General features: G+C 30.9%; 25 protein-coding genes. 9 read left to right on the forward strand and 16 right to left on the reverse strand.

All coding sequences use genetic code 11. The features are described 5' to 3' along the window. Positions 1–202 precede the first annotated feature (202 nt). The 4 genes from trpD to trpA all read left to right on the forward strand — a co-directional run bounded on the left by trpD (position 203) and on the right by trpA (position 3,911). Positions 203–1,198: an anthranilate phosphoribosyltransferase gene (gene trpD, locus ACFSSE_RS16170; RefSeq protein ID WP_379046081.1), complete on the forward strand. Its 996-nt coding sequence runs from the start codon at positions 203–205 to the stop codon at positions 1,196–1,198. After that, positions 1,199–1,831 (forward strand): phosphoribosylanthranilate isomerase, encoded by a 633-nt coding sequence (locus tag ACFSSE_RS16175; protein WP_379046084.1) that lies wholly within the window; start codon positions 1,199–1,201, stop codon positions 1,829–1,831. Between the two features lie 7 nt (positions 1,832–1,838). Next, positions 1,839–3,020 (forward strand): tryptophan synthase subunit beta, encoded by a 1,182-nt coding sequence (gene trpB / locus ACFSSE_RS16180; RefSeq protein WP_379046087.1) that lies wholly within the window; start codon positions 1,839–1,841, stop codon positions 3,018–3,020. A gap of 117 nt (positions 3,021–3,137) precedes the next feature. Beyond that, complete coding sequence (gene trpA / locus ACFSSE_RS16185; RefSeq protein ID WP_379046090.1) at positions 3,138–3,911, forward strand: tryptophan synthase subunit alpha; 774 nt, start codon at positions 3,138–3,140, stop codon at positions 3,909–3,911. Between the two features lie 75 nt (positions 3,912–3,986). Here the strand turns inward: trpA and nhaA (ACFSSE_RS16190) are convergent, their stop codons facing one another. The 3 genes from nhaA (ACFSSE_RS16190) to ACFSSE_RS16200 form a co-directional block, all read right to left on the reverse strand. Continuing rightward, positions 3,987–5,231 (reverse strand): Na+/H+ antiporter NhaA, encoded by a 1,245-nt coding sequence (gene nhaA / locus ACFSSE_RS16190; RefSeq protein ID WP_379046093.1) that lies wholly within the window; start codon positions 5,229–5,231, stop codon positions 3,987–3,989. Between the two features lie 233 nt (positions 5,232–5,464). Continuing rightward, the gene (nhaA, locus tag ACFSSE_RS16195; protein ID WP_379046096.1) at positions 5,465–6,652 is read right to left on the reverse strand and encodes a Na+/H+ antiporter NhaA; all 1,188 of its coding nucleotides are present in this window, start codon (positions 6,650–6,652) and stop codon (positions 5,465–5,467) included. A 251-nt stretch (positions 6,653–6,903) separates the two neighbouring features. Next, positions 6,904–7,524, reverse strand: a complete 621-nt coding sequence (locus ACFSSE_RS16200; RefSeq protein WP_379046099.1) for an L-threonylcarbamoyladenylate synthase — start codon at positions 7,522–7,524, stop codon at positions 6,904–6,906. Positions 7,525–7,566: 42 nt separating this feature from the next. Here ACFSSE_RS16200 and ACFSSE_RS16205 point away from each other — a divergent pair, with 42 nt between their 5' ends. The 3 genes from ACFSSE_RS16205 (at position 7,567) to ACFSSE_RS16215 (ending at position 9,104) form a co-directional block, all read left to right on the forward strand. After that, positions 7,567–8,055, forward strand: a complete 489-nt coding sequence (locus ACFSSE_RS16205) for a VOC family protein (RefSeq protein WP_379046102.1) — start codon at positions 7,567–7,569, stop codon at positions 8,053–8,055. 175 nt (positions 8,056–8,230) lie between these two features. Further along, positions 8,231–8,467 (forward strand): hypothetical protein, encoded by a 237-nt coding sequence (locus tag ACFSSE_RS16210; protein ID WP_379046105.1) that lies wholly within the window; start codon positions 8,231–8,233, stop codon positions 8,465–8,467. Positions 8,468–8,546: 79 nt separating this feature from the next. Further along, positions 8,547–9,104 carry a YqgE/AlgH family protein gene (locus tag ACFSSE_RS16215; protein ID WP_379046108.1) on the forward strand — a complete coding sequence of 186 codons (558 nt, stop codon included), beginning with the start codon at positions 8,547–8,549 and terminating at the stop codon, positions 9,102–9,104. Here the strand turns inward: ACFSSE_RS16215 and purE are convergent. The 4 genes from purE to ACFSSE_RS16235 form a co-directional block, all read right to left on the reverse strand. Beyond that, positions 9,101–9,613: a 5-(carboxyamino)imidazole ribonucleotide mutase gene (gene purE, locus ACFSSE_RS16220; RefSeq protein ID WP_379046111.1), complete on the reverse strand. Its 513-nt coding sequence runs from the start codon at positions 9,611–9,613 to the stop codon at positions 9,101–9,103. The two genes, ACFSSE_RS16215 and purE, sit on opposite strands and share 4 nt — an antisense overlap. A gap of 3 nt (positions 9,614–9,616) precedes the next feature. Then, positions 9,617–10,753 (reverse strand): 5-(carboxyamino)imidazole ribonucleotide synthase, encoded by a 1,137-nt coding sequence (locus tag ACFSSE_RS16225; RefSeq protein ID WP_379046114.1) that lies wholly within the window; start codon positions 10,751–10,753, stop codon positions 9,617–9,619. Positions 10,754–10,981: 228 nt separating this feature from the next. Beyond that, entirely contained in the window at positions 10,982–11,464 is a 483-nt protein-coding gene (locus ACFSSE_RS16230; protein WP_379046117.1) for an NADH-quinone oxidoreductase subunit B, read from the reverse strand. Continuing rightward, positions 11,461–12,030: an NADH-quinone oxidoreductase subunit A gene (locus ACFSSE_RS16235; protein WP_379046120.1), complete on the reverse strand. Its 570-nt coding sequence runs from the start codon at positions 12,028–12,030 to the stop codon at positions 11,461–11,463. The genes ACFSSE_RS16230 and ACFSSE_RS16235 overlap by 4 nt, the downstream gene beginning before the upstream one ends. Positions 12,031–12,105: 75 nt before the next feature. Between ACFSSE_RS16235 and ACFSSE_RS16240 the strand changes: the two genes are divergently transcribed. Beyond that, positions 12,106–13,296 (forward strand): BaiN/RdsA family NAD(P)/FAD-dependent oxidoreductase, encoded by a 1,191-nt coding sequence (locus ACFSSE_RS16240; protein ID WP_379046123.1) that lies wholly within the window; start codon positions 12,106–12,108, stop codon positions 13,294–13,296. 1 nt (position 13,297) lies between these two features. Here the strand turns inward: ACFSSE_RS16240 and ACFSSE_RS16245 are convergent, their stop codons facing one another. From ACFSSE_RS16245 to ACFSSE_RS16280, 8 genes are all read right to left on the reverse strand, one after another. Next, positions 13,298–14,323, reverse strand: a complete 1,026-nt coding sequence (locus ACFSSE_RS16245; RefSeq protein WP_379046126.1) for a hypothetical protein — start codon at positions 14,321–14,323, stop codon at positions 13,298–13,300. A 73-nt stretch (positions 14,324–14,396) separates the two neighbouring features. Beyond that, positions 14,397–14,987: a CAP domain-containing protein gene (locus tag ACFSSE_RS16250; RefSeq protein WP_379046130.1), complete on the reverse strand. Its 591-nt coding sequence runs from the start codon at positions 14,985–14,987 to the stop codon at positions 14,397–14,399. Positions 14,988–15,110: 123 nt separating this feature from the next. Beyond that, positions 15,111–16,976, reverse strand: a complete 1,866-nt coding sequence (locus ACFSSE_RS16255; protein ID WP_379046133.1) for an LTA synthase family protein — start codon at positions 16,974–16,976, stop codon at positions 15,111–15,113. Positions 16,977–17,033: 57 nt separating this feature from the next. Beyond that, entirely contained in the window at positions 17,034–17,717 is a 684-nt protein-coding gene (locus ACFSSE_RS16260; RefSeq protein ID WP_379046136.1) for a hypothetical protein, read from the reverse strand. A 58-nt stretch (positions 17,718–17,775) separates the two neighbouring features. After that, complete coding sequence (locus ACFSSE_RS16265; RefSeq protein ID WP_379046139.1) at positions 17,776–18,546, reverse strand: enoyl-CoA hydratase/isomerase family protein; 771 nt, start codon at positions 18,544–18,546, stop codon at positions 17,776–17,778. Between the two features lie 8 nt (positions 18,547–18,554). Then, positions 18,555–20,621 (reverse strand): ComEC/Rec2 family competence protein, encoded by a 2,067-nt coding sequence (locus ACFSSE_RS16270; RefSeq protein ID WP_379046142.1) that lies wholly within the window; start codon positions 20,619–20,621, stop codon positions 18,555–18,557. Positions 20,622–20,626: 5 nt separating this feature from the next. Next, positions 20,627–22,687, reverse strand: coding sequence for a hypothetical protein (locus ACFSSE_RS16275; protein WP_379046145.1), 2,061 nt, complete (start codon positions 22,685–22,687; stop codon positions 20,627–20,629). Then, positions 22,677–23,477 (reverse strand): hypothetical protein, encoded by an 801-nt coding sequence (locus ACFSSE_RS16280; protein WP_379046148.1) that lies wholly within the window; start codon positions 23,475–23,477, stop codon positions 22,677–22,679. The genes ACFSSE_RS16275 and ACFSSE_RS16280 overlap by 11 nt, the downstream gene beginning before the upstream one ends. A gap of 89 nt (positions 23,478–23,566) precedes the next feature. On the opposite strand from ACFSSE_RS16280, the gene ACFSSE_RS16285 reads away from it, so the two are divergent. Beyond that, positions 23,567–24,613, forward strand: a complete 1,047-nt coding sequence (locus tag ACFSSE_RS16285) for a metallophosphoesterase (protein WP_379046150.1) — start codon at positions 23,567–23,569, stop codon at positions 24,611–24,613. Here the strand turns inward: ACFSSE_RS16285 and ACFSSE_RS16290 are convergent. Continuing rightward, positions 24,587–25,504 carry a diacylglycerol/lipid kinase family protein gene (locus tag ACFSSE_RS16290; protein WP_379046153.1) on the reverse strand — a complete coding sequence of 306 codons (918 nt, stop codon included), beginning with the start codon at positions 25,502–25,504 and terminating at the stop codon, positions 24,587–24,589. The genes ACFSSE_RS16285 and ACFSSE_RS16290 overlap by 27 nt on opposite strands. Positions 25,505–25,513: the final 9 nt, after the last annotated feature.

The following is a 25,513-nucleotide window of genomic DNA, read 5'->3' on the forward strand; positions in this document are numbered from 1 at the left end:
TTTTTTCAATCAGAGAGCTTTTAATTTTTTAACTATTTAAAAAAATCCCATATTTGCTAAATAATGAGAAAAATTAATTTAAATATAATTTGGTGGTGGCACTTCGATAATTCGTAGGGCAAACCATATTTTAATATTTTAAAAGAATATACATTTAAGGGTTGCCATTGGTAACCCTTTTTTTATGAAATAATCTATAACAATGAAAGCGATTTTAAATCACTTATTCGAACAGAAAACATTTAACAGGCAAGAGTCTAAAGAAATTTTAACCAATATTTCCTCTGGTAAATACAATAACTCTCAAATGGCCGCTTTTATGACCGCATATTCTATGCGTAATGTAACTGTTGATGAATTACATGGTTTTAGAGAGGCAATGTTAGAATTATGCTTACCTATTGCCATAAATAAAGATTTTAACTTAATAGATTTATGCGGAACTGGGGGAGATGGTAAAGACACTTTTAATATATCAACATTAGCTTCTTTTGTGGTTGCTGGTGCTGGTTATCATGTTGCAAAGCATGGTAATTATGGCGTTTCTTCTGGTTGTGGTTCTTCCAACGTAATGGAGTTTTTAGGCTATAAATTCACCAATGATGAGGATGTTTTAAAAAAATCTTTAGAAGTAGCCAACATTTGTTTTTTACACGCTCCATTATTTCACCCTGCAATGAAAAACGTTGCACCAATTAGAAGAGAATTAGGGGTAAAAACTTTCTTTAATATGTTGGGGCCAATGGTAAACCCTGCTATGCCGCAAAACCAAATGGTAGGTGTTTTTAGTTTAGAGTTAGCAAGAATTTATGCTTACATATACCAAAACTCTAGTTCAAATTATACCATTTTACACACTTTGGAGGGCTATGATGAAGTTTCTTTAACCTGTGATTTTAAAACTTTTTCAAAAAACGGAGAGCAAATACATGATATTGCTGATTTAGGTTTTGATAAAATTGATGCTACAACTATTAAAGGTGGGCATACAGTAGAAGATTCTGCCAAGATATTTATTGATGTTTTGGCTAATAAAGCAACATTAAACCAAAATAATGTAGTGTTGTGTAATGCTGCAATTGCCATACAAACAATTACACCATTTAAATCCTTTGCTGATTGTTTTTACGAGGCAGAAAAATCCTTATCATCTGGTGCTGCCAAAAAATCTTTTGACCAATTAATCGCTATAAGCTAAATGAAGAGCCTAAAAATTAAAGTTTGTGGGATGAAATATCCCGAAAATATTGATGCCTTGGTACAATTAAATCCAGATTTTATAGGCTTTATATTTTACCCACCTTCTAAAAGATTTATTGGTTTAGATTTTGAAAAACAATTTTTGAAAAATATACCTTCAGAGATAATTAAAACGGGTGTTTTTGTTAACGCTACCTTACCAGAGGTGGTAGAGTTTGGTAAGCTTTATGGCATGAAAGCCATACAATTACATGGACAAGAAACTCCGCAATTTTGCGAAGAATTAAGAATAGCAGGTTTTAAAGTAATTAAGGCTTTTGGTATCGATGAAAATTTTGATTTTGAAGATTTATTACCTTACCAAAACCATGTCGATTTATTTTTGTTTGATACAAAGACTGTTCTATATGGTGGCAGCGGAGAAACATTTAGTTGGCAAATTTTAGATAATTATAAAATAGATAAACCGTTTTTATTGAGCGGTGGCATAAGTTTAGCTAATTTGGATCAAGTTTTAGCAATAAAGAATGCCAACTTACACGGAATAGATATAAATTCGAGATTTGAAATTGAGCCAGGCTTAAAAGATATAGAACTATTAAAAATGGCTTTTAAAAAGATAAAAAAATAACATAAATATGAGTTACAGAGTAAATGATAAAGGATATTACGGAGATTTTGGAGGGGCGTACATTCCAGAAATGTTGTACCCTAACGTTGAAGAGCTAAGGGAAAAATATTTAGATATAATTGCGTTACCAGCGTTTAAAGAGGAATATGAATCTTTATTGAGAGATTACGTTGGTCGTCCGTCGCCATTATTTTTAGCGAAAAGATTATCAGATAAATACGGCGCAAGCATTTATTTAAAAAGAGAAGATTTAAACCATACCGGAGCGCATAAAATTAACAACACTGTTGGGCAAATTTTATTAGCACAAAAACTAGGTAAAAAAAGAATTATTGCCGAAACAGGAGCAGGGCAACATGGCGTGGCCACGGCTACGGTTTGTGCCTTAAAAGGTTTAGAGTGTGTAATTTATATGGGCGAGGTTGATATTGAGCGCCAAGCGCCTAATGTTGCCCGTATGAAAATGATGGGAGCTACAGTAGTGCCCGCAACTTCTGGTAGTAAAACATTAAAAGATGCTACCAATGAAGCGATGAGGGATTGGATTAATAATCCAGTTGATACACATTATATTATCGGTTCTGTGGTTGGTCCACATCCTTACCCAGAAATGGTTTCTCTTTTCCAGTCAATTATATCAGAAGAAACCAAAAAGCAATTAATTGAACATACTGGTAACGATCAGCCAGATTATGTTTTAGCATGTGTAGGTGGTGGCAGTAATGCAATGGGAATGTTCTATCATTTTTTGGATGACGAAAATGTTAAACTTATAGCCGCAGAAGCAGCTGGTTTAGGTGTAAATTCTGGCCATTCTGCAGCAACATCTGTTTTGGGTAAAGAAGGGGTTTTGCATGGTTCTCGTACTATTTTAATGCAAACAGAAGATGGGCAAGTAATTGAGCCTTATTCTATTTCCGCTGGTTTAGATTATCCTGGGATTGGCCCTCAACATGCTCATTTAAATAAAATTAAAAGAGTAGAGTATGTTAGTATTACTGATGATGAAGCCATGCAAGCAAGTTTACTATTATCTAAAATGGAAGGTATTATCCCTGCAATAGAATCGGCACATGCTTTAGCTCAATTAGAGAAAATGACTTTTAAAAAGGATGATGTAGTAGTAGTTTGTCTTTCTGGTAGAGGAGATAAGGATTTAGCTACTTTTATGAAATATTTTAATTTGTAGAAAGACCGAAGTTTTAAGTCCGTTGTCCGCCGTCTATTTATGCAACCAAACTGTGGACTTTTGACTACCGACTGCGGACTAATCACTAATAATCTCTAAAATAATGAACTCAACAAAATGAACAGACTAAACAAACTCTTCGCAGAGAAGCGAAATAATATACTTTCTATTTACTATACAGCTGGTTACCCAGAAGTTGGCGCAACTTTAAAAATTGCGCAAGCATTAGAAAAAGCTGGTGCCGATTTTTTAGAGATTGGATTTCCGTATTCAGACCCATTAGCCGACGGACCTGTAATTCAACACAGTTCACAAATAGCTATCGAAAACGGAATGACGCTTAAACTTCTTTTTCAACAGCTAGCAGATTTACGCCAGCAAATAAATATACCCGTATTGTTAATGGGTTACGTAAACCCTATGCTGCAATATGGTGTGGCCAATTTTTGTAGAGATGCTGCCGCGGTAGGAGTAGATGGCATTATAGTACCTGATTTACCTTTAGATGAGTATGAAGATTTATACAAAGAGGAATTTGTTAAAAACGGGTTGACTAATATTTTCTTAGTTACGCCGCAAACTGCCGAAAAACGTATTCGTAAAATAGATGAATTATCTAACGGATTTATTTACTTGTTGTCGTCATCATCTACTACAGGAAAAAATTTAGATGAATCTGACGAAATCAGTAAATATTATGAGAGAATAAAGGCTATGGAGCTTAAAAATCCATTAATCATAGGTTTTGGTATATCGGATAAAAGAAGTTTTGATAGAGCTAACAAATATGTAAATGGTGCCATTATGGGTACCGCTTTTGTTAAAACCATTGGTAATAAAGAAGATTATCTTTCACACATTCCAGAATTTATCGGAAAAATAAAAAGCTAATAATTAAAGCTTAAAAGCAAAAAAGCCCTCATTATTTTAACGAATGAGGGCTTTTTTTTTTAAATGCAATGCGTTTTAAATACTTAATTCAAGATTTTCTGTATTATAATCTTTCACTTCTTTTTTAGCTTTTACAGGTACAACTTTTACTACCTGCTTTTTGCTTAGGTAATTTAATAAAATATATCCGGATGCTGCTGCAATTATTGATGCAATAAGAACAGAGAATTTAGCTTCTAATTGAAACAATGGACTTGCAAATGAAAGTATCGATACAAAAATAGACATGGTGAAACCAATACCACCTAACATACTTACCGCAGAAAGTTGTTTCCAATTTGCTTGATTAGGTTTTTTTGCAATCTTTAATTTAATAGCAATCCATGATGCTAAAGTAATACCAAGTGGTTTTCCAATAACTAAACCAGCTAGTATTCCCAAACCTAAAGGATTTGTTAAACCTTTAAGCATTTCAGATTCAAATCTTATGTTGGTATTGGCTAAAGCAAATAATGGCATAATCATATAGCTTACCGGGTTGCTCAATAAAGTCTCTAATTTTTCTAAAGGAGAGTGTGCATTTTTTTTGCTGGTTGCAGGTATTGCTATAGCTGTTAAAACACCGGCAATTGTTGCATGAATGCCGCTATGGTGAATAAAATACCATAAAACCATTCCAGGGATGATGTAATAAACCAATTTTTTAACTCCAAAATAATTTAGTGCCATTTGAAATGCAAAAACACCAGTAGCAAATAATAAATAAGTAAAATGTAAATCAGCAGTATAAAAAACGGCAATTACTAAAATTGCACCCAAATCATCAACAATTGCTAAGGCGGTTAAAAATATTTTTAAAGAATTGGGCACTCTATTTCCTAAAACAGATAATATTCCAATTGCAAATGCAATATCAGTTGCCATTGGAATTCCCCAACCTTTAGAAGAATCTGAACCGTAATTTATTAAAGCAAATAGTAAAGCGGGTACTAACATACCACCTATAGCAGCAACTATTGGTAAAGATGCCTGTTTAACAGATTTCAATTCACCTTCAACAATTTCTCTTTTAATTTCTAAGCCAACATATAAAAAGAAAACAGCCATTAAGCCATCATTTATCCAACTTAAAGAAGAGTATCTTAAATCTATTCCATTCAGCTCAAATCCTAGTTTAGTATTTAAAAATTCATTAAAGTAATAGCCTAAAGATGAGTTTGCGATCATTATCGATACTAAAACACAAATAATTAAGATTATTCCTGCTTTTGATTCAGTTTCAATAAATTTTTTGTAGATTTTAGTGCTTAATTTTCTCATAATTGATTTTTATGTTGAATTATGATGTAAAATTAAGTAATATTTTTAATTTAATTAAGTTTTTAATAGTTTTTGTAGAATTTTTATGTGAAATGAATAATTTTAGTCATGTATTAATATGTTTTTAATTGAAATAGTGCTTTTTATTGTTAAAATTTTAAATGTTTTGTTTTTCAAATAGAAAAACCTCATATTTTTTAAAATACGAGGTTTGTAATTATATTTTGATGCTGCTATTTCAAAATCATTCTTCCTTTTTTCTTTCCTAAAAATTTAAGAATTACGAAACCTAATACACCCGCACTAACCGATGCTATTAAAATAGAGAATTTTGCTTGAATTTGATATTCTGGTTGATCAAATGAAAGCAATGCTATAAAAATAGACATGGTAAAACCTATACCACCTAGTAAACCAAGTCCTGCAATTTGCGACCATTTAGTGTTAATCGGTAAATTACTCAATTTAAGCTTTACAGATAACCAAGAAAAAGAAACAATACCTAAAGGCTTCCCAATCATTAAACCACATATAATTGCCATACTAACCCCTGATGTGATATTGGTTAACATTTGAGATTCAAACTTTATATTCGTATTTGCAATAGCAAAAATTGGCATTATTAAAAAGTTTACCGGTTTTACCAATAAATGTTCTAATTTTTCTAATGGGGATTCTTTATCTGTTGTATTTGTTGGTATTGTAAAAGCTGTTAAAACACCAGCAATGGTTGCGTGTATGCCACTGTGGTGTATTAAATACCACATTATAATTCCAGGAATGATGTAGAAATATATTTTTTTAACTCCGAAATAATTAAACGCTGTAAGCAAAGCTAAAATACATGCGGCATACATTAAATATTCAATATGTATTTCTTTTGAGTAAAAAACAGCAATAACTAATATAGCCCCTAAATCGTCAACAATGGCTAATGCAGTTAAAAATATTTTTAGAGAATTGGGCACTTTGCTACCTAACAAAGATAAAATTGCGATTGCAAAAGCAATATCAGTAGCCATTGGTATTCCCCAACCATGCCCTGTTTCTGCACTGTGATCTATTAAAAAATAAATTGCAGCTGGAACTAACATTCCGCCAAGTGCAGCAAATATGGGTAAGGTGGCTTGTTTTATACTTGATAATTCTCCTTCTACTAATTCTCTTTTAATTTCTAAACCAACCATTAAAAAGAAAATTGCCATTAAGCCGTCGTTAATCCATAGGATAACAGGATATCTTAATTGAAGATAATTGTTTTCAAAACCAAGTTTTAACTCTAAAAAATTAATAAATGAATTTCCAAGGCTAGAGTTTGCAATAATTAAACTAAGTATAACACATAAAATAAGTATAATTCCACCAATAGATTCTGATTTAAAAAAACTTTTAAAAGGTTTTAAGTTGATGATTTGAGCCATGACAGCTAAAATAAAGAATTCATTGATATTTTAGATTCTAAATAACAAAATCCTTACTTACATAAGGATTTTATTACTTTTTCATGTTATTTTTAAATATTTTACTATTTCTGATAAGTGTTTTTATTTAAATAGATTAAATATTCAATAATCTAGTTCAAACAACAATCACATTCAACTTTTATGCAATGGAATCTCTATAAATTGTGAATCAAATAACTATCTCTAAAAAATGTTATTGGAGTTTGTTTTTATATAAAATCAGAAATATCACCTTTTCCTTCACGTATTATTTCAAAATCGCCAGAAGTACAATCAATTACAGTGGATGGAGTATTGTCTCCATAACCGCCATCAATTACTAAATCTACAGTGTCTTGATACTTTTCAAAAATTAATTCAGGATCTGTTGTGTATTCTATAATATCATCCTCATCATGTATAGAAGTTGAAAGAATAGGATTACCTAACATTTCTACTATTTTACGAGCTATATTATTATCAGGTACTCTTATGCCAACCGTTTTCTTTTTGCTTGATAACAATTTAGGAACATTATTATTTGCATTAAAAATAAATGTAAACGGACCCGGCAAAGCTTTCTTTAAAACCCTAAACGTAGAATTGTCTATTGGTTTTATATAGTCAGAAATATGACTTAAATCGTAACAAATAAAAGAAAAATTAGCTTTTTCAGGCTTTATGCCTCTCAATTTAGCAATGCGTTCTATTGCCTTTTGGTTGGTAATATCGCAACCTAAGCCATAAACAGTGTCTGTTGGGTAAATTATAATACCCCCATTTTTTAAAACAGTAACAATTTGTTCTAAAACTTTTTCGTTTGGGTTTTCCTCGTAAAGACGAATAAGCATTATCTAAAGATTAAATTTGTGCAAAGCTATGTATATTTATTGATGAAATTTATAATCCCACAAGAAACAAAAATAGGTCATGTTCATTTAAAGGTGAGCAACTTAACTAAATCATTATCATTTTATGAAGATTTACTGGGTTTTACTGTAACTCAAAAAATAGGGGATGAGGCTGCATTTCTATCCGCAGGCGGTTATCATCATCATATTGGTTTAAATACTTGGTATTCTAAGGGAGCAGATTTTGCCAATGTAAGAGCACCAGGACTTTTTCATGTTGCCATACTTTTTCCTGAAAGAAAAGATTTGGCAAATATTCTTAAACGGCTAAATACTTATAAATATCCTTTAAGTGGCGCTGCAAATCATGGTGTTTCAGAAGCTTTATATTTAGATGATCCTGATAAAAATGGTGTTGAGCTATATTGGGATAAACCTAAAGAACTATGGCCTTATGATAATGAAGGCAATTTAAAAATGGTAACCGAGCATTTAAACTTAGCCGAGCTTTTGTCTGTTTCAACTATTTAAGCTGTATTTAATGTAGTTTTTTTTAGACAGTTAAATTGTTGATATTTCTGTTTTACGAATGTTTTTGGCTTAAAATTAATGTCTTTTGAAGATTTTAATATGATTAAAAATTTTTGGCATTTCATTAGTAAAGGTTTTATAAAATAGTTTATAAAAAATCACTAAAAATTAGATTATGAAAACCACCACAGCTACTCAACAAATTAAAAGTTTAATTTCAAATTTTGATAATCAATTGTTATCAATTATTAAACAAGATTTACAAGAACAAAATCTTAAAGTGAAAACTAAATTAGTTAATATGGCAACGCATAATTACGATTTAGAATTGTTAGCTATTATTAAAAGTGATATTAATACTATTAAATCTCATTTCAATAATACTCAGATTGATTTTGCTAAAGCAGGATAAATCCATAAATATTTGATGATTGGGTTATTAAATTTTTTAAAAATCAGCCTGATTTACCAAAAATTATGTTTATTTGAGTATGCTTAGTAAAGTTATACCACAAAAAGGAACATTATTAATTTCGGAACCATTTATGGCCGATGATAATTTTAAGCGGACAGTTGTTTTTTTAACGGAGCATAATATTGAAGGAACTGTTGGTTATATTTTAAATCAGAAAAGTGATTTTTTATTAAAAGATGTAATTTCTGATTGTTGGGATTCCAATATGCAAATTTATATTGGTGGGCCAGTAGCAAATGATACTCTGCATTTTATCCATAAAATTCCTGAAAAAGTAATAGGCGGAATTGATTTAGGGAATGGATTATTTTGGGGTGGTGATTTTGAAAGTTTAAAATTACAAATCAACAATTATAATATTAAAGAAGAAGAAATAAAATTCTTTATAGGTTACTCTGGTTGGTCTAAAAATCAATTAGATGATGAGTTAGCTGCAAACAGTTGGATAGTTTCTGATAAATTTAATTCAGATATGATTTTTGATGAATCGGATATTTGGAAAGAAGCTGTTTTAAATATGGGCGTTAAATACGCCCACATTATTAATTTCCCAGAAAATCCTACTTTAAACTAAAAAGAAGAAGGATATCCTTCAGCTTTTAAATTCTCCGCAGATTCTTCAATTTTATTTTTCAAATCAGATTTGAACTTAATTACTCGTTCAGCAATTTTACCATCTGAAGTACCTAAAATTTGAGCCGCCAAAATACCTGCGTTTTTAGCTGCATTTAAAGCAACTGTAGCCACAGGAATTCCATTTGGCATTTGCAAAATAGAAAGCACAGAATCCCATCCATCAATAGAATTACTTGATTTTACAGGCACACCAATTACTGGTAAGTGGGTAATGGAGGCAACCATTCCAGGTAAATGTGCAGCACCACCTGCGCCAGCAATAATAATCTTTAAACCTCTTTCAGCTGCATTTTGGGCGTAGTTAAACATTCTTTCGGGAGTGCGATGTGCAGAAACTACTGTTAATTCATAATCAATTCCCAATTCTTTTAACACATCTGCAGCTTCTTCCATTATTCCTAAGTCAGAGCGACTGCCCATTATTATACCTACTGTAGCTTTTGTCATTTTTTATGCTTTTACCTTAAATGTTTCTTTTACAAATTTAGCTTTTTCAATTGCTTGTTGCCTATCCTCGTCAATTATGGTAATATGCCCCATTTTTCGGAAAGGTTTGGTGTATTTTTTTCCGTATAAATGAATATAAACACCTTCTTTTTTTAAAATTTCTTCTAAACCTTTATACTCTGCAACACCTTCGTAACCTTTTTCTCCCAAAATGTTAATCATAACTGCGTTTGCAATTGCATCAGTATTACCTAAAGGTAAATTGAAAATTGCTTTAATGTGTTGCCCAAATTGTGAAGTAAAATTGCCTTCAATAGTTTGATGTCCGCTATTGTGCGGACGTGGAGCCAATTCATTCACCAATATTTGATGGTCTTTTGTTAAAAACATTTCTACAGCTAATACACCTACAAAATTTAAACTTTCTGCAATATGTTTTGCTATTTCTTCTGCATTTTGTTGTATTTCAAAACTATAAGTAGATGGTGAAATTAAAAATTCAACTAAGTTAGCATCAGGGTTAAAATCCATTTCAACCATAGGGAAGGTTTTTATCTCTCCATTAGGGTTTCTGGCAACAATAACAGCAATTTCTTTTTCAAAATCAATTAAGTTTTCTACTAATGATGGTTGTTCAAAAGCATTTTCTAAATCGGTTTCATTCTCAATTTTTTTTACTCCTTTACCATCATATCCATCTTTTCTTAGTTTTTGAATATATGGGAAATGTAAGTTTGCTTCAATTAATTGCTCTTTGGTATTAAATATTTGAAATGGAGAACTTGGAATATCGTTTTCTTTGAAAAACTGCTTTTGTAAACCTTTATCTTGTATTAAACGAATGATGCGTGGTTGTGGATAAACCAAAACACCTTCTTTTTCTAATTCTTCTAAAGCTTCAATATTTACCTTTTCAATTTCAATGGTAATTAAATCAAGATTCTTACCAAAATTATAAACAGTCTCATAATCACCTAAAGAACCTACTTCAAAATAATCACAAATGTTTTTACAAGGTGCATCAGCATCTGGGTCTAAAATACTTACAGAAATATTGTAATTAATGGTTTCTTGTATAAGCATTCTTCCCAATTGCCCACCGCCTAAAATACCTAATCGGGTTTGTGATATTGATTTCATATTTGTTTTTTGGTTGTTTTGTTAACCATTAATTTTGTTTTTTAATGAGCTTTGTTTATTAACAACAAAGAGCACAAAGATTTTTATTATTTTTAGTCACAAAGTGCACAAAGTTTATTTTTTTATTAACCTCAGAGGGCTCGGAGTTCACAGAGCTAGATGGATCTTCAAGTTAAAAAAAATCCGGTTTAAACCTTATAGCCTCCATTATAAACCTTCCACCTTTCTCTAAACTTCAGAGAGCTTTTCTTTCTCTATCAATTTTTGTAATTCTAAAATGCCACCAATTAGTGCTTCTGGACGTGGAGGGCAGCCTTGTACATAAATGTCAACAGGGATAATCCTATCTACACCTTTAACAACATGATAGCCGTGTTCCCAGTATGGACCACCGCAATTAGAACAAGAACCCATTGAAATTACATATTTAGGTTCTGGCATTTGCTCATATAATTTTTTAATTCGCTCAGCCATTTTAAAAGTAACCGTACCAGCAATAATAATTACATCTGCTTGCCTTGGCGAAGGGCGTGGAAAAACTCCAAATCTATCCAAATCAAAATTTGAAGCCATTGAACCCATCATTTCAATAGCGCAACAAGCTATACCAAAACTTAAGGGCCATAATGATGAAAGTCTTGCCCAGTTCATTAAGTCATCTAATTTGGTAACTACAACTCCAGTATTTTCTAATTGCTTTTCTAAACTCATTGTTTTTTAAATCGTGGAGTAAATGCGGGTTTGCTAACAACGGGTGCTGTTGCTGGTTGTTCCGAAACTGTTTTTTTATGCTGAAATGGAACATATTTATTTTCGTTTATTCCATCATAAGCATTTAACGGAATTGCAGTATCTATGGTAGGCAAAATAGCATCTGGTTTAATCCAATCTAAATCTTTTTTGCGCCAAACATAAACTAATCCTAATAAAAGAATCCCTAAAAATATAATCATTTCGGTAAATGTAAGCCATCCCCAGCGGCTATCAGCAGCAATTAATTCTTTATCGCTAAATATAGTGACCCAAGGGAAAACGAAAATCATTTCTACATCAAACAGTAAAAATATAAGGGCAATTACGTAAAAGCGACTGTTAAATTGAATCCACGAAGAACCGGTCGGCTCCTCACCACATTCGTAAGAACTGTTTTTTTCGGGATTTGGTTTGTGCGGTGCAATTAATTTATTTACTGCAAAAGCACCTCCAACAGCTAATAAACCTGTTATTAAGAAAATTAAAACCTTACCAAATTCTGTTATACTGGAGATTTCTTCCATAGTACAAAGTTAATCAATGAGCGCATATTTTTACTAAATATTATAGATATGATTTAAAAATGCCATTTTTGAAGCATGAATTACGATGCGGTTATAATTGGAGGTGGTGCTTGTGGCTTAATGTGTGCTGTACAAGCAGGTTATTTAGGTAAACGCACTTTAATTTTAGAAAAAAATGCCCAAGTTGGTGCTAAAATTCTAATATCTGGCGGTGGGCGTTGCAACTACACCAATTTACACACTACACCAGCTAATTTTGTATCAGAAAATCCACATTTTATAAAATCAGCATTGTCACAATGGACTGTTGATGATTCTGTTTCTTTTTTTGAGACTTATGGTATAAGCGGACAAGAAAAAACTTTGGGTCAGCTTTTTCCTACAACAAATAAAGCCAAAGATATTGTAAACATTTTTACTGATTTATGCGAACAATTAGACCAAACAATTTTATTGAATTGCGATGTTAAGTTTGTTAAACAACATCCAAATGGATTTGAAATAGGTTATGAGCAACATGGTAAAAGCCATACCATAATATGCCCTAAAGTAGTAATGGCAAGTGGTGGATTGCCAATTGCAAAAATGGGCGCTACAGATTTTTCTTTAAAAGTAGCTAAGCAATTTAACTTAGAAATTGTTAAAACAGCCCCAGCTTTGGTGCCTTTAACTATCACAGGTAAAGAAGAAGCTTTTTTTGCAGGTTTATCTGGTAACTCCATTTTTGCAAGAGTAAGTTTACCAGAAATAAGTTTTGAAGAAAATATTTTGTTTACGCATTGGGGTTTAAGTGGCCCCGCAATACTTCAAATATCTTCTTATTGGCAACCAGGTAATCAAATTGAAATTGATTTATTGCCTAATCAAAATATAATAAGTTTGATAGAGCAGGAGCGAAGTGCGAATGGGAAAAAAGTTTTATCAAACTACTTAGCTGCATTTTATACTCGTAAATTTATTGATGCTATTGGCGAGTTTATTCCTACTCAAAAAAACTTAGCTTCTTTAACTAAAGATGATTTTATAGCTATTGAAAACTTTATACATCATTTTAAAGTGAAACCAGCTGGAGATAAAGGTTATGATAAAGCGGAAGTAATGCGTGGCGGGGTTTCCACTAACGAACTATCTTCTAAAACTTTAGAGTCGAAAAAAATACAGGGTTTATATTTTGGTGGCGAGTGTGTTGATGTTACTGGTTGGTTAGGTGGTTTTAATTTTCAATGGGCTTGGGCATCTGGCTTTGTGATAGCTCAAAACATATAAATTAAATTGCGAGTTCATTTCTGATTAAAAACCTATTAATTAAGTGCATTATTAACCAATATATAGGCATTACAAAAGGGTATAATCCAAATATTAGGATGTAATACCCATGAAACCTACTCGCATTAACACCTATCATATTATCAATAAAACTAAAAGATGAATTATAAACTAACATGGTTAAAAATGGAACAATTAGGCTTCCTATAACAACTATTAACTTATTTTTTTTATTATTTGATGTTCTGTTTTTTATTAAAACCAGTAAATGAATTAATGTGGCAATAACTCCAAAAAGCCACATAAAACCATTTGGGGAAATATTTATTAATATATTTAAAAAAGCGGTTTGCTTTGGTTTGTATTTAATTACTATAAAATTGGCAGGTAAAGTTTTAAAATGCCAGTATTTAAACTGATTGATAATCTCTTTTTCTGTACCTAAATTGGTGCTAATTTCTTGATTTTCCTCTTGTTGTATTTTAATACTTAAAGAATTAAAAGATTTCCAGTACTTAGCCGGAGATAAAGAATATCTAAAACTTAAACTCTTAACCCAATCAGATTTATCTTCCCAAACATTTGCAATATATTCAACTTTTATTTGATGAATACCGGTAGCTAAATTGGTTTCAAAAAATTTTAGATCTTCTATGCTATAAATATCAACCTTGTTATTTTCAAAACTAACATATACCCGTTCTGCTTCACCTTCATTGGCTTTAAAGTTTTCGCTAAAACCTCTAAATTTACTACGGTCTATATTCACATAGTCATTTGGAATACTTTTTATTTCTACAGGCTCATTGTTTAGCCAAACTTTAAAGTCGGCCTTATAGTCTAAAGCTAAAAATAACAGCGGTATTTTATTGCTCCTAAAGCTGTTATTAATAGTGTAAATAATGGTGTATTTAGCAAAAGAAAAATCTTTACTAATTTTAATATGAATTTGTTCTCCTAAAATATTAATGTCTTTGCTAGATAGTGCAGAAGATGCCTTTGTGCCTTCTGTAATGGGAGAAGCCATATTTGCGCAGCAAATTTGCAAACCAAATAAAGCTATTATTAAGAAAGTGAGAAGGCTTCTAATAATAAACATGTTACCAAATCATATCGGCAACAGCTACTTTATCCCAACGTTTATGATACTGCACACTTAAGCCAATTTTTTTATAACTTTTGTTTAAACAATTAATTCGATGGCCTAAACTGGCAACATTATGGTCTATTAGCCATTGCATCACAATATCTTTTCCGGTTTCCATACCATAAGAACAGCATTCAGCATAATTGCCTTTATTACAATTAATGCGAGTATGACCTTCTGTACCTGCTAAACCTTGTTCAGTAGCAAAGCACTTTGCGTTATCGTAAGCAGCTTGGTCAAAAACGAGAGCCTCTGATGGAACAGCTTTTGCCAAATCGTTTAACAAAGAAGTGATGTATGGAGAATTTTTAAGATAATCGCCGTATTTAGCAGTACCATAATAGCCCGTAACTTCGTATTTGGCAAATTCTTGAGGATATAAGCGGGCTAAGTTGATGTATTTTATAGCATCTTTTTCTACCGATGTTAAAAAGCTGATAGCTTTAGCTGTGTTTGCTTTTTCTAATTGTAAAACACTCCAATTTTGGCCAAAAACTAAAATTGAGGTAAAAATAAGTGTGAAGATTAAGGCTAACTTTTTCATAAAAATATTTACATGAAAGTAATACTTTTTAAATGATTAAGCATACCCATATTTGGGTATATTCTATTCTTAAATTAGATTTTTTTAAATTGATGTAAAAAATTGCCGGTTTTTAATAAAGCACTAAAAGTTTAAATAGTCTTGATATACAGTTTGCATTAAAGCTTTTGCCTTTTTTTCTAATTCTTTTTCTTGTTGAGGGGTATCAATTTTGTTTTTATAAATAACTCTTTTGCCAATAGGGTCAAAACTAACAGCTTGTTTATTGTTATTCATAAACCCGAAGCCATTATCCCATGAGTAAAAAGCAAAACCATTAACCTGTGGAGACAATAAGTTTTTGCTGTAATGGTAAGCAGTGTCCCTTATATTTAACTGATTTAAAAGAATTGATGTAAAGTCTATTTGGTTACCAACCTTTTCTATTTTTTTGTTGTGATAACTTTCTTTTAAAGCACCACCAAAAAATAAAAGAGGAATGTGATACCTTCCTGGATCATAAATTTCCCTTTTTTCTGTAGGTAAACGATGCCCATGATCAGCAACTACAATAAATAATGTGTTTTTGTACCAATCTTCTTGTTTTGCTTCTGCTACAAACTTAGCCAACATTTCATCTGTAAAGTAACTTGTGCTTCTAAACATATTACTTACATTATTCTTACCAAATTTATAATCGCCTTTAAGATAAAAAGGTTCATGGTTAGATAGAGTTAATAGTGTTGAAAAGAAAGGCTGTTTTTCTGTTTTTAAGTTTTTCAGAAATTCGTTAAAAGTTACATCATCAGCAACGCCCCATTTACTAAGCTCTTCGTCAGTATTAATGTTATTTATGTCAATTATTTTATCGTAACTATGGCTCATTAAATACGATTTAAAGTTTGCAAAGTGCAAATCGCCACCATAAAAAAAAGAGGTTCGATAGCCAATTTTCTTTAAATCAGTTGGTATTGCTGGTAATTTTGCTTGTTTATCATTTCGCTTTATGATGCTTTGTATGGCTTGAGAAGGAAAGCCACTCAAAATTGCTACAATTCCTTTATCAGTACGGTCAGATGTGGATAGAATATTGGTAAACAATAAACCTTCTTTTATTAATTTACTAAAATTAGGAGTTACACCTTTTTCTGGACCTAATTCTTCTATCACATCAGCTGTAAAGCTTTCCATAATAATTAAAACAATATTAGGTTTTGCCGTATTTAAAATGATTGTGGTGTCTTTGATGTTTTTATAAAGATTATCTTTTATAGCATAAGCCTCTTTATCTGTAAAATACAAATACGGATTTCCTTTTTGCTTACTTTGGCTAATAATGTTTGATATTAGGTACCAGTTGGTGTTAATTGCCGATATATTTAATATTTGCTGATTGCTAAAATAAACTCTACTTGGATTCATTGGTGCAATACCAACGCTGCCTCTAATAGCCAAAAAAGTAAAAGAAATAATGAAAAATGATGCTATCAATTTATATAATAGTTTTTGTTTTAATGAAATTGAGTTCGTTTTTCTGATTAAAAGATGATAAGTAAATAAACCTAAAACAAAAATTGAAAGTATTGCAAAAGTACTAGCAAGAATAGGAGAAGAGCTTGTAGAAGCTATTGCCTCGTTTGGTGAATCTAATAAAAACTCTATTGCTTTATCGTTAAACTTAGTGCCCCATTCTTTATAGATATTAATATCAACAACGGCAATTATAGCGCTAATAGCTAATAATATGTATGAGTAAATGTTAATAAATTTTAATGGAATGTTTTTGTTTAAAAGCCAAAATACGATAGAAATTAGAAATGGGATAACGCAGAAATATCCGGCCATAGACATATCCATCAATATGCCGTATAAAAAAGTTTTTAAGATTTCTGTAAAAGGGAAGGAGGATAGCTTGTCAATATTCCAAATTTCAAAAAAGAAACGAACTATTAAGAAAAATACAACCCAAAAAAGGAAATATTTTATAAAAAAAAATAGGCTTTTAAGCATGGTGCAATTTATAAAAGAATGCCCAAGCTTAAAAGCCTATATGTAGAATTAAATTTTTTATCCGCCCATTTGGCTTAATAAATCTTCAAATTTCATAGTTTCAAAACCATCAGGAACGGTCATATTTATGTCTACAACAGCATCTTCTTTAATGCTTTTAAATGTCATTTTAGATTTCATACCTCTTGCATCATTACTAAATTCTAATGGTACACCTTTAATTCCTTTAACTGTACTTGTTAACGAATTTGAGGGTATTTCTATCTCTGTGGTTGCCCAAACTTCACTTTTATCGCCAGATGATTTTTCTGTAAGTGCATATTTTATACAATTATAACCACCAATTTTTTTTGATTCAGTTGTGGCTGTAATATCAAAATCTTTCTCTCCTCCGGCTTGCATTTGCTGCATTTTATCACTTTGCTCTTTACTCATTTTAACAGCAATTTTTTTGTTTTGCATAGGTACTTCGGTTAAGCTTAAAGATTCTTTAGTAGCATTGTTGTAAATAACAGATGTTGAATACATACCCATATCCATATTAAATTTACTTAAGTCTCCTTTAAAAGTTACTACAAACTCCGCTGGTAGCATCGCAGCCATTGATTGTTGGTCTGGTGGTAAATCATATTCAACAGCATAAGTAACTGTACCTTCTTTTATAATTTTTTGTGCCTGAGCTATAAATGTATATCCAATACATGCTATAGCTATTAATGTTGTTTTAAATAGCTTATTCATTTTTTGTGTGTTTTTATCTTAGATGTTTGTTTTAATTAAATGTTACAATATAATTCATTTACCAATTTATTTTCTCTTTATTCAAAAAAGCCTGAATTCCCTTTTTGCAATCATTTGTAGCTCTGGCATGTGCATTCATTTCTGCTGCAAAATCTAAAGCTTCTGACAAAGACTTGTCTTGTACCTGATTAATTAGTTGCTTAGTTAACGCAATAGATTGTGAAGATGTTGTTTTACAAAGTTTTTCTGCAAATTGTAATACATCTTTTTCTAAATCGCTTGTTGCGGATATGTAATTAACCAAACCTATGTTTTTTGCCTTATCAGCACTAATCAAATCTCCAGTTAGTAATAATTCCTTAGCTAAACTTTCTCCAACTTTACGAATTAAGAAAAGAGAAACTATAGCTGGTATAAAGCCTATCTTAACTTCGGTATAACCATATTTTGCTTCTGGCGTTGTAAAAATAAAATCGCAAACAGACGCTAAACCGCAACCACCAGCAATGGCATGTCCAGCAACTTGAGCAATAACTATTTTAGGTTGATGATATATTTCAAGAAAAAGTTTTTTTAATAGGTTAGAGTCTTCCAAATTATCTTCAAAAGAATTTGCTTGTAATTTTTTTAAATAATCTAAATCGGCACCAGCACTAAAAACTTCTCCATTTGCTTTTAAAACAATAATTTTCACATCTTCATCAACTTCTGCTTTTTTAAAAGCTTTAATTAACGCAATAACTAATTCAGAGTTTAGTGCGTTTCGCTTCTCTGGCCTATTAATAATTATAGATGCAATTCTGTTTTTAACTTCGTAATGTATTAACATATTCAAATTTATAATTTATACTCTAATGCAAATTCTCGCTTTAAAGTATGTGTTTTTATTTTTAAATTTTGGGCTTGTAATTTAAGGGCTTTAATTACAAAGTCTCTGTTTCTACCGTCTATAAGTAAGGTTTCAAATTTATTTTTTGTTAAAACTTTGTCCAAATTAATCACTTTATTGCTACTCAATAATAACCAATCTTGTTTAGATTTTGAATAGAAATTAGTTTGATGATTAATAATTTTTAAGCTTTTATTATTAAAGTTGATTATTTTTTCATCGCTACTTAAATGAGGGTTAATAAATTCAATATTGTTTACATTACAACTATCTAAATACGGTTTAACAGAAAATGTATAAGTAAATTCTTCTTTGTCTAAATCTGTAATTAAAACAGCGTTTCTTCCCTCAATTAATGCTATAGCAGTATTTTTTCTTAGGCTAAAAAAGGTGGCGTTTTTTTGGTTCATGTGCTTAAACTGTTTTACTGTTAAACTAAAAACAATAAGTGTAATAAAAGCGTAACAATATTTTAAGTATTTAATATTTGCAACTGTAAATGTGATACTCGCTAGAAGCAAATAAAACAAAATAATTTCGAAACTATTTAACCAAACTTGGGTAATATTTGCGTGAGGAATATTTTCTATAAAATGAAGCCCATCATTAGTAAAAATGATAAGTTTATTTAAAATGAAGCCTAAGAATTTAATTGCTGGCAGGTAAAACCAACTCAATAAAAAAGCGATACCCACATACATAATTAGAACTGCTGGGATTACGATAAATACATTACTTAAAATAAAATATACCGGAAACTGATGAAAGTAAAATAAACTTATTGGTGCGGTAGCAATTTGTGCAGCAATAGAAACCGCCATTGTTGACCATATAAAACCTATAATTTTATTTTGAGTTTGGTAGATGGAATGCACTTTGGGATATAAATAAATTAATCCTCCAACGGCTACGTATGAAAGTTGGAAACCAACATTAACCAAGTTATACGGGTTGTAAAGCAGTAAAATAAAAGCAGAAATAGCCAGTACGTTAAATATATTTACTGATGATGATCTTGCTTTTGCAACTAACACAAAAGTAATCATTAATGCTGCTCTGCAAACAGAAGGAGCTAAGCCAGTTATTAGCGCATAAAACCAAACTAAGAAAATAATAATTATAGTTTTTAAAATTTTAGTTTTTTGTTGTTTATCTAAAAACCCCAATAAATAGCTTAACAACATCACAACTATAGCTACATGCATACCCGAAACTGAGAGCACATGCATTGTACCTGTGTTAGAGTAAGTAGTTAATAACTCTTTATCTAATTGCGCTCTATAACCTAAAATTAAAGTAGAAGCAACAGCTTTAGCGTTGGCATTTTCTAAAAATTGATTAAATTTTAAAACTTGTTTTTCCCTAAAATCTAGAGCAAATGCAATAATTGGGTTCCCTTCGTTAATTCCTATTTTAGAAATTTGTCTTTGATTTATAAATGTTTGGTGGTAAATGTTTTGGAAAGATAAATACCTTCTATAATTAAATTCTGATGGATTATAAGCAGGTTCTGTTATTTGATATTTAGATTTTAATATAATTAAGTCTCCATAACTTAAATTTAAAGTTTTAGTGGTATCAAACCTTAATGCAATTAAAAGCTTACCTGTAGATGGTGTAATTTTATAATTATGAACGTTATTTTTAATATTTAAAGTAAACCTTGCAACGTCTCCTTTTATTTTTGGCGCTTCATTAACTACACCAATTAATTGTTGTGCTTGCAGTTTTGAAAAGTGATTTGGTTTGTAAATTTCTTTATGTTGGTTACATAGCACAATACCTGATATAAACATGGTGATGTAAACAAGTAAACCTGTGTAATGTCTTTTTAAATAAAGTTTAAAGTATTTATAGGTTAATGCAGTAATCAAAAGCGAAATTATACAACCAAACCAAATGTAATTGTACCATAAATTTGGAGCTAAATTTTGAGTGATGGATAAAGCTACACCTACAATAAAAATTAAAACCAGACGCAAAAAAGGAACTTCGGTTTTAAAATATGCAATCATATATTTTAGAATTGAAAACGTAATTGAACTTTAGCTTCAGAACGGTGATTGCCCTGTATCTCGTCTAAACCCGAACCAATAGTTGTTACACCGTTAAATTGCGTATAGCTGTATTTTATCCATAAATCAACACCTCGTTTAACATTGTACCGTACATTTGTATAATACCTTACACCTTGGTTTTGAAAACCGGGAATAGAAAAACCATATAAAACATCGTTTTCGTAAGCGTAGATTCTGGTGTCAAAACCATCTGTATCAAACAATGCAAAACGCATATTACCAGACCATTTTGAACTTAAAGGACTGTAATTAATGTCCTGATAAGCTAAAAAACCAAATCTATTGGAAAAATTTTCTTCATGATACTGTACCATTTCTACCCTGTTTCTTAAAGAAAAACTTTTATTAATTTGATATTGAACCTCAGCTCTGTAATTAGATTTTTTTACAAAATCTAAAACGTTTGTTGCCATTTGATTTGGCGAGTTTTGTTGCTTGTTTTGAAACTGATACCTTAATGTAAAACGTGTTACTCTATTGGGTGTGTAATTTAACTGACTAAAAATATCATATCCGCTTGAGGGAGCATCAACTCCAAATTTAAGCCAAGGAAATTTAAATAAATCTGTATAAAAATCTAATTGAAACTTTCTGCTTGTTTTTATTTGTAAACCAGCATAAAATCCTTTTTCATTTACAGCTATAGAACCTTCACCAATACCTTGGTTGTAAAAAGAATAATAATCTTTTTGATAATTTCTGTGAAAAACAACTGCCGAAACAGCGGGAGATAAACTACTAATTAGTCCATTAAGGTAAGCAAAACCGGAATTTAAACTATGGGCAACTTCTCCAAAAAAGTAGGTATTATTTAGCGTATAGCTGTAATTAAAACCTAAATTGTTTAATTTATTGCCACTAAATTCAAATTTATTATACAAAGCGTTACCAGCTGCAAAACTTTGGCTGTAGTTAGAGTGGTATGCTGTTAAACCTAAAGATAATTTTCTGTGGTTATATTGCAAATTGCCTCCAAATAACAACTGGTCAATTCTTCTTCTGTTATTAAGTTCATTTGCAGTTCTGTGCAAACCACTTTGTTGTAAAGAAGAAATGTCTTCTAAATTAGTTAACGGATTTAAAGCAATACCAGCATCTAATTTATTTAAAGACACAAACGGAGTAAAATCAAATTTGCCAAAATTTACCTGGGTGGCGATCCCTCTAAAAAAAGAAAACTCATTTACAGAAGTATAGGGTCTTAATCCTAAATCTTGCTTTGCAACTGTAAAAATATCAGCACCTTTTCCAAAACTTAATCCGCTCCATAAAGTTAAACCCTGTCCAAATTGTAAGGCATAATCACCAATTACTAATTTTTTTATTTTTTTAATGTCTTTGATGTATAAACTTGCTGAAGAAAAATCGGGTCCAGATTGTCCGTTGGTATTATTCCAATATTTTTCTCCAGCATCTTTTTCTAAATTTAAAGAAAACTGAATATTATTACTAAATGAGAATCGATACCTGGTAAAAACTCTTTCAGGTGTTCCTAAATATCTCGAACTTGTAGAAGATGCTGGAATGTTAAATCCTTTTTGTGTTTGTAAAAACCTACTAAATCTAATTAACAAGTCATGCTTACCATCTTTAAATAATTTATTAAAAGTAAAATTCTCAAAACCAGTAGGCGCATTAATACTTGAAAAATAGAGCAAGTTTTTTATGGTTTCTAAATCATACCCATCAATACTTTGTAATTCTAAAATGTCAATTAATTTGCCATTTACAGCTATATGTTCTAATAAATTATTGATTTGAAGCGGGTTTAAGAAAACCAATTCTTGTAATTGTTCTTTGTTGGTTTTATTTAAATTAATGTTATTTTTTTTATAAAAGTTAAGTCTTTCAACCAACTCTGTGTAATCAAAGTCTTCCGTTTGGTTAGCAACCACAGATTCAATAATATACTCTATAATAGGATCATTAGTTTGTTGGGCAAAAGAAATTTGTACAAAACCCAATAAAACCACAAAAAACAGCAGTTTAATTTTAAAACTCATAACCCAAAGAAATTTGAGGTGAATAACCTAAAACTGGATGAGATGCTACGGCAAAATCAATAACTACTTTTTGGTAATTTACACCAAAACCAACAAATTGTTTAAACGGATTAACTGACACTCCGCCTCTTAGCGCTACAAATTTAACCACTTTGTATTCAACACCTGTTTTAAAATCAGCATCATTACCTAAAACTTTTTCAATTTCTGATGTGATAGATAACTGATCAGAAAAAATATAATTTCCTCCAAACTGTATATGTGCGGGTATTTTTTGATCTGTGTTATCACCATATTTACTTTGATTTGGGTTAGAAATATGGGATGCAAGCCATAATTTGGGTAAAACTCTATACTGTACGCCAATATCAACAGAAAAACTATTAGCATTCCCATAATTTGTAATGTTTATTTGATGATAGTTTAAACCAACAGCCAATAATAAATCTGGTCCAAAAGATTTTGCTAAGCTTAAACCAGTTTTTACCTCATTGTAACTATCAACTCCGTAACTTTGAAAGGCAGCACCAATGGTATAACTTTTTACGGGTAGCGCAAATACAGCGGCTTGTGTGCTTAATTCTTTAACGCCAAACCTATTTTCATAACCAGCAGAAATTGTTGGCTTAGTAATGCCTGCTAAACCAGCTTGGTTCTTTTTTGCCGACCAAACATCTTGAATTGCAACACCTGCATTACCCAAAGCGGTGATTTTTGGGCCGTAATTTTCTTGGGCTTTTAATCCAAAATTTAGTAATCCAAAGAAGATAAAAATGTAGAGTTTCTTCATACACAGTAGTTTTGCCATGAAATTAAGCATTCAATATTAATTTATTAGTATAATTATATAATTTGCTGTTTTTTTTGTAAGTTAAATTAATGGAAACACAACAGCCTATATATGAAGTATTGTTAATTGGAGATTCGGGCAATATCAAAAGAAACCAACCTGATGAGATTTTAGAATTGCTAAAAAATCATCTACCTCAAAATGATCAATCGGCAGTTATATTTTTAGGCGACAACGTTTATCCTTACGGTTTACCTGATGAAAAACATCCTTTAAGAAATGATGCGGAAGCAGTTTTAAATGCTCATTACAAAGCTGTTGAAAATTATAAAGGTAAAGTGATATTTATTTCTGGCAACCATGATTGGAACAAAGGAAAAAGTGACGGTTTAAGTTATGTTTTAAGGCAAGAAGATTATTTAAACAATTTGTTTAAGCCTCAAACAGTTTACTTTCCAGAAAATGGTTGCCCAGGACCAAAAGAAATTGAAATAAACGATTCTTTAGTAATCATAGCCATTAACACACAATGGTGGGTGCAAAAAGGAGTAAGGCCTATTGGTCGTGAATTTAGCTGTGGACAAGAAACTGAGGAAGATTTTTTTGTTCAGTTAGAAAGTTTGTTAGAAAAAAATAAGGATAAAAGGATTTTGGTAATAGGCCATTATCCCATTTATAGTAATTCTTTACATGGGGGTAAATATAAAATAAAGCATCACTTGTTTCCATTTACACTTTATAAAAAAAACGCCTACTTACCACTGCCATTAGTGGGTTCACTTTTACCTATTTACCGAAAGTATTTCGGTGCAAGAGAAGACTTATCGCATCCAAGGTTTAAAATTTTAAGAAAGCGTTTAAAAGTGATTTTTAAGAAATATCCAGGTTTAATTTACGCTGCCGGACATGAACATAATTTACAATTTATAGAAAAATATCAGAATAATTACATAGTTAGTGGAGCTGCATCTAAGGCAACTTACGTTATGGATAGTAAGTACTCTAGATTTGGAATATCTGCTAAAGGTTTTTTTAAACTAAAACTTTACAAAGATTTAAAAATGAAAGTAGAAGTTTTAATTGTTGATGATAAAAACAAAGACGGTGAATTAGTTTATGATGGTTGGGTGCAATAAGTTAGGAGAGATGATAACGTTTAAAGCATTTGGTAAGCTCTTTAAATTGATGGTGTTAACCTTATTCATGAGTTCACCATCATTTTGCAGTAAAGTTCTTTTAGTACACATAACCTGCGCCTCCTTACAACTTATAACTTTATAATATTCAGAGTATTTTAAAGTATTTCTAAACATTTGATAAGCAATTTTAAATATTTTGTATTTAGGAAACGGCTTTACTATACAAATTTCAAAAAAACCATCATTTAATATCCCATCTGGGTTAATTACTGCGCTTGTACCATACTTTGTTGCATTGGCAAAAGTTAAGGATACTGCTTTGATGTTTAGAAATTTATTGTCGTAAGAAATTTTGAATCTATTGTTTTTTAAAAAAAACACTTCAAAAAAAAGATGTTTTGCGTAAACAGAAAGCCCTCTTTTTGGGTCTAATTCGAACCTTTTAACAACTCTAGCATTTAAGCCAACATCTGCTAAATGCACAGATATTTTGTCGTTTACTTTTAATAAATCTATCTTCTGAATTTTCCCTTTAACAATTAAATCAAAACAAGCAGGAAGTTCTAAAGGGATTTGCAATTCTTTAGCCATACCATTAGCAGAGCCAAGTGGAATAACTATTAAATTAATATTTGTATTATAAATTAAAGACGCCACCAAATTTATTGTCCCATCACCACCAACGGCCGCTATAATAGTTGGGTTAAAATTTTCTATAATTTTTTCAATATCACTTTCAACGCTATTTCCTTCCACAAGGTATCTTTCAAAAGGATAGGCGTTTTTTTTAGCGTGTTCCTCAATGGTTTTATCAAGAGAAGTTTCTAGTTGAAGTCCTGCTTTTTTGTTTATTACAAATAATACTTTGGTTGGATTTTGCGCTTGCATTTTTTATTT

Origin of the sequence: Pedobacter alpinus (assembly GCF_042684645.1) — a bacterium.
GTDB lineage: Bacteria > Bacteroidota > Bacteroidia > Sphingobacteriales > Sphingobacteriaceae > Pseudopedobacter > Pseudopedobacter alpinus.

Excerpts from the sequence above, each read along its gene's own strand:
- trpD (WP_379046081.1), top strand. The coding sequence starts at position 203 with ATGAAAGCGATTTTAAATCACTTATTCGAACAGAAAACATTTAACAGG.
- ACFSSE_RS16175 (WP_379046084.1), top strand. The coding sequence starts at position 1,199 with ATGAAGAGCCTAAAAATTAAAGTTTGTGGGATGAAATATCCCGAAAAT.
- trpB (WP_379046087.1), top strand. The coding sequence starts at position 1,839 with ATGAGTTACAGAGTAAATGATAAAGGATATTACGGAGATTTTGGAGGG.
- trpA (WP_379046090.1), top strand. The coding sequence starts at position 3,138 with ATGAACAGACTAAACAAACTCTTCGCAGAGAAGCGAAATAATATACTT.
- nhaA (WP_379046093.1), bottom strand. The coding sequence starts at position 5,231 with ATGAGAAAATTAAGCACTAAAATCTACAAAAAATTTATTGAAACTGAA.
- nhaA (WP_379046096.1), bottom strand. The coding sequence starts at position 6,652 with ATGGCTCAAATCATCAACTTAAAACCTTTTAAAAGTTTTTTTAAATCA.
- ACFSSE_RS16200 (WP_379046099.1), bottom strand. The coding sequence starts at position 7,524 with ATGCTTATTCGTCTTTACGAGGAAAACCCAAACGAAAAAGTTTTAGAA.
- ACFSSE_RS16205 (WP_379046102.1), top strand. The coding sequence starts at position 7,567 with ATGAAATTTATAATCCCACAAGAAACAAAAATAGGTCATGTTCATTTA.
- ACFSSE_RS16210 (WP_379046105.1), top strand. The coding sequence starts at position 8,231 with ATGAAAACCACCACAGCTACTCAACAAATTAAAAGTTTAATTTCAAAT.
- ACFSSE_RS16215 (WP_379046108.1), top strand. The coding sequence starts at position 8,547 with ATGCTTAGTAAAGTTATACCACAAAAAGGAACATTATTAATTTCGGAA.
- purE (WP_379046111.1), bottom strand. The coding sequence starts at position 9,613 with ATGACAAAAGCTACAGTAGGTATAATAATGGGCAGTCGCTCTGACTTA.
- ACFSSE_RS16225 (WP_379046114.1), bottom strand. The coding sequence starts at position 10,753 with ATGAAATCAATATCACAAACCCGATTAGGTATTTTAGGCGGTGGGCAA.
- ACFSSE_RS16230 (WP_379046117.1), bottom strand. The coding sequence starts at position 11,464 with ATGAGTTTAGAAAAGCAATTAGAAAATACTGGAGTTGTAGTTACCAAA.
- ACFSSE_RS16235 (WP_379046120.1), bottom strand. The coding sequence starts at position 12,030 with ATGGAAGAAATCTCCAGTATAACAGAATTTGGTAAGGTTTTAATTTTC.
- ACFSSE_RS16240 (WP_379046123.1), top strand. The coding sequence starts at position 12,106 with ATGAATTACGATGCGGTTATAATTGGAGGTGGTGCTTGTGGCTTAATG.
- ACFSSE_RS16245 (WP_379046126.1), bottom strand. The coding sequence starts at position 14,323 with ATGGCTTCTCCCATTACAGAAGGCACAAAGGCATCTTCTGCACTATCT.
- ACFSSE_RS16250 (WP_379046130.1), bottom strand. The coding sequence starts at position 14,987 with ATGAAAAAGTTAGCCTTAATCTTCACACTTATTTTTACCTCAATTTTA.
- ACFSSE_RS16255 (WP_379046133.1), bottom strand. The coding sequence starts at position 16,976 with ATGCTTAAAAGCCTATTTTTTTTTATAAAATATTTCCTTTTTTGGGTT.
- ACFSSE_RS16260 (WP_379046136.1), bottom strand. The coding sequence starts at position 17,717 with ATGAATAAGCTATTTAAAACAACATTAATAGCTATAGCATGTATTGGA.
- ACFSSE_RS16265 (WP_379046139.1), bottom strand. The coding sequence starts at position 18,546 with ATGTTAATACATTACGAAGTTAAAAACAGAATTGCATCTATAATTATT.
- ACFSSE_RS16270 (WP_379046142.1), bottom strand. The coding sequence starts at position 20,621 with ATGATTGCATATTTTAAAACCGAAGTTCCTTTTTTGCGTCTGGTTTTA.
- ACFSSE_RS16275 (WP_379046145.1), bottom strand. The coding sequence starts at position 22,687 with ATGAGTTTTAAAATTAAACTGCTGTTTTTTGTGGTTTTATTGGGTTTT.
- ACFSSE_RS16280 (WP_379046148.1), bottom strand. The coding sequence starts at position 23,477 with ATGAAGAAACTCTACATTTTTATCTTCTTTGGATTACTAAATTTTGGA.
- ACFSSE_RS16285 (WP_379046150.1), top strand. The coding sequence starts at position 23,567 with ATGGAAACACAACAGCCTATATATGAAGTATTGTTAATTGGAGATTCG.
- ACFSSE_RS16290 (WP_379046153.1), bottom strand. The coding sequence starts at position 25,504 with ATGCAAGCGCAAAATCCAACCAAAGTATTATTTGTAATAAACAAAAAA.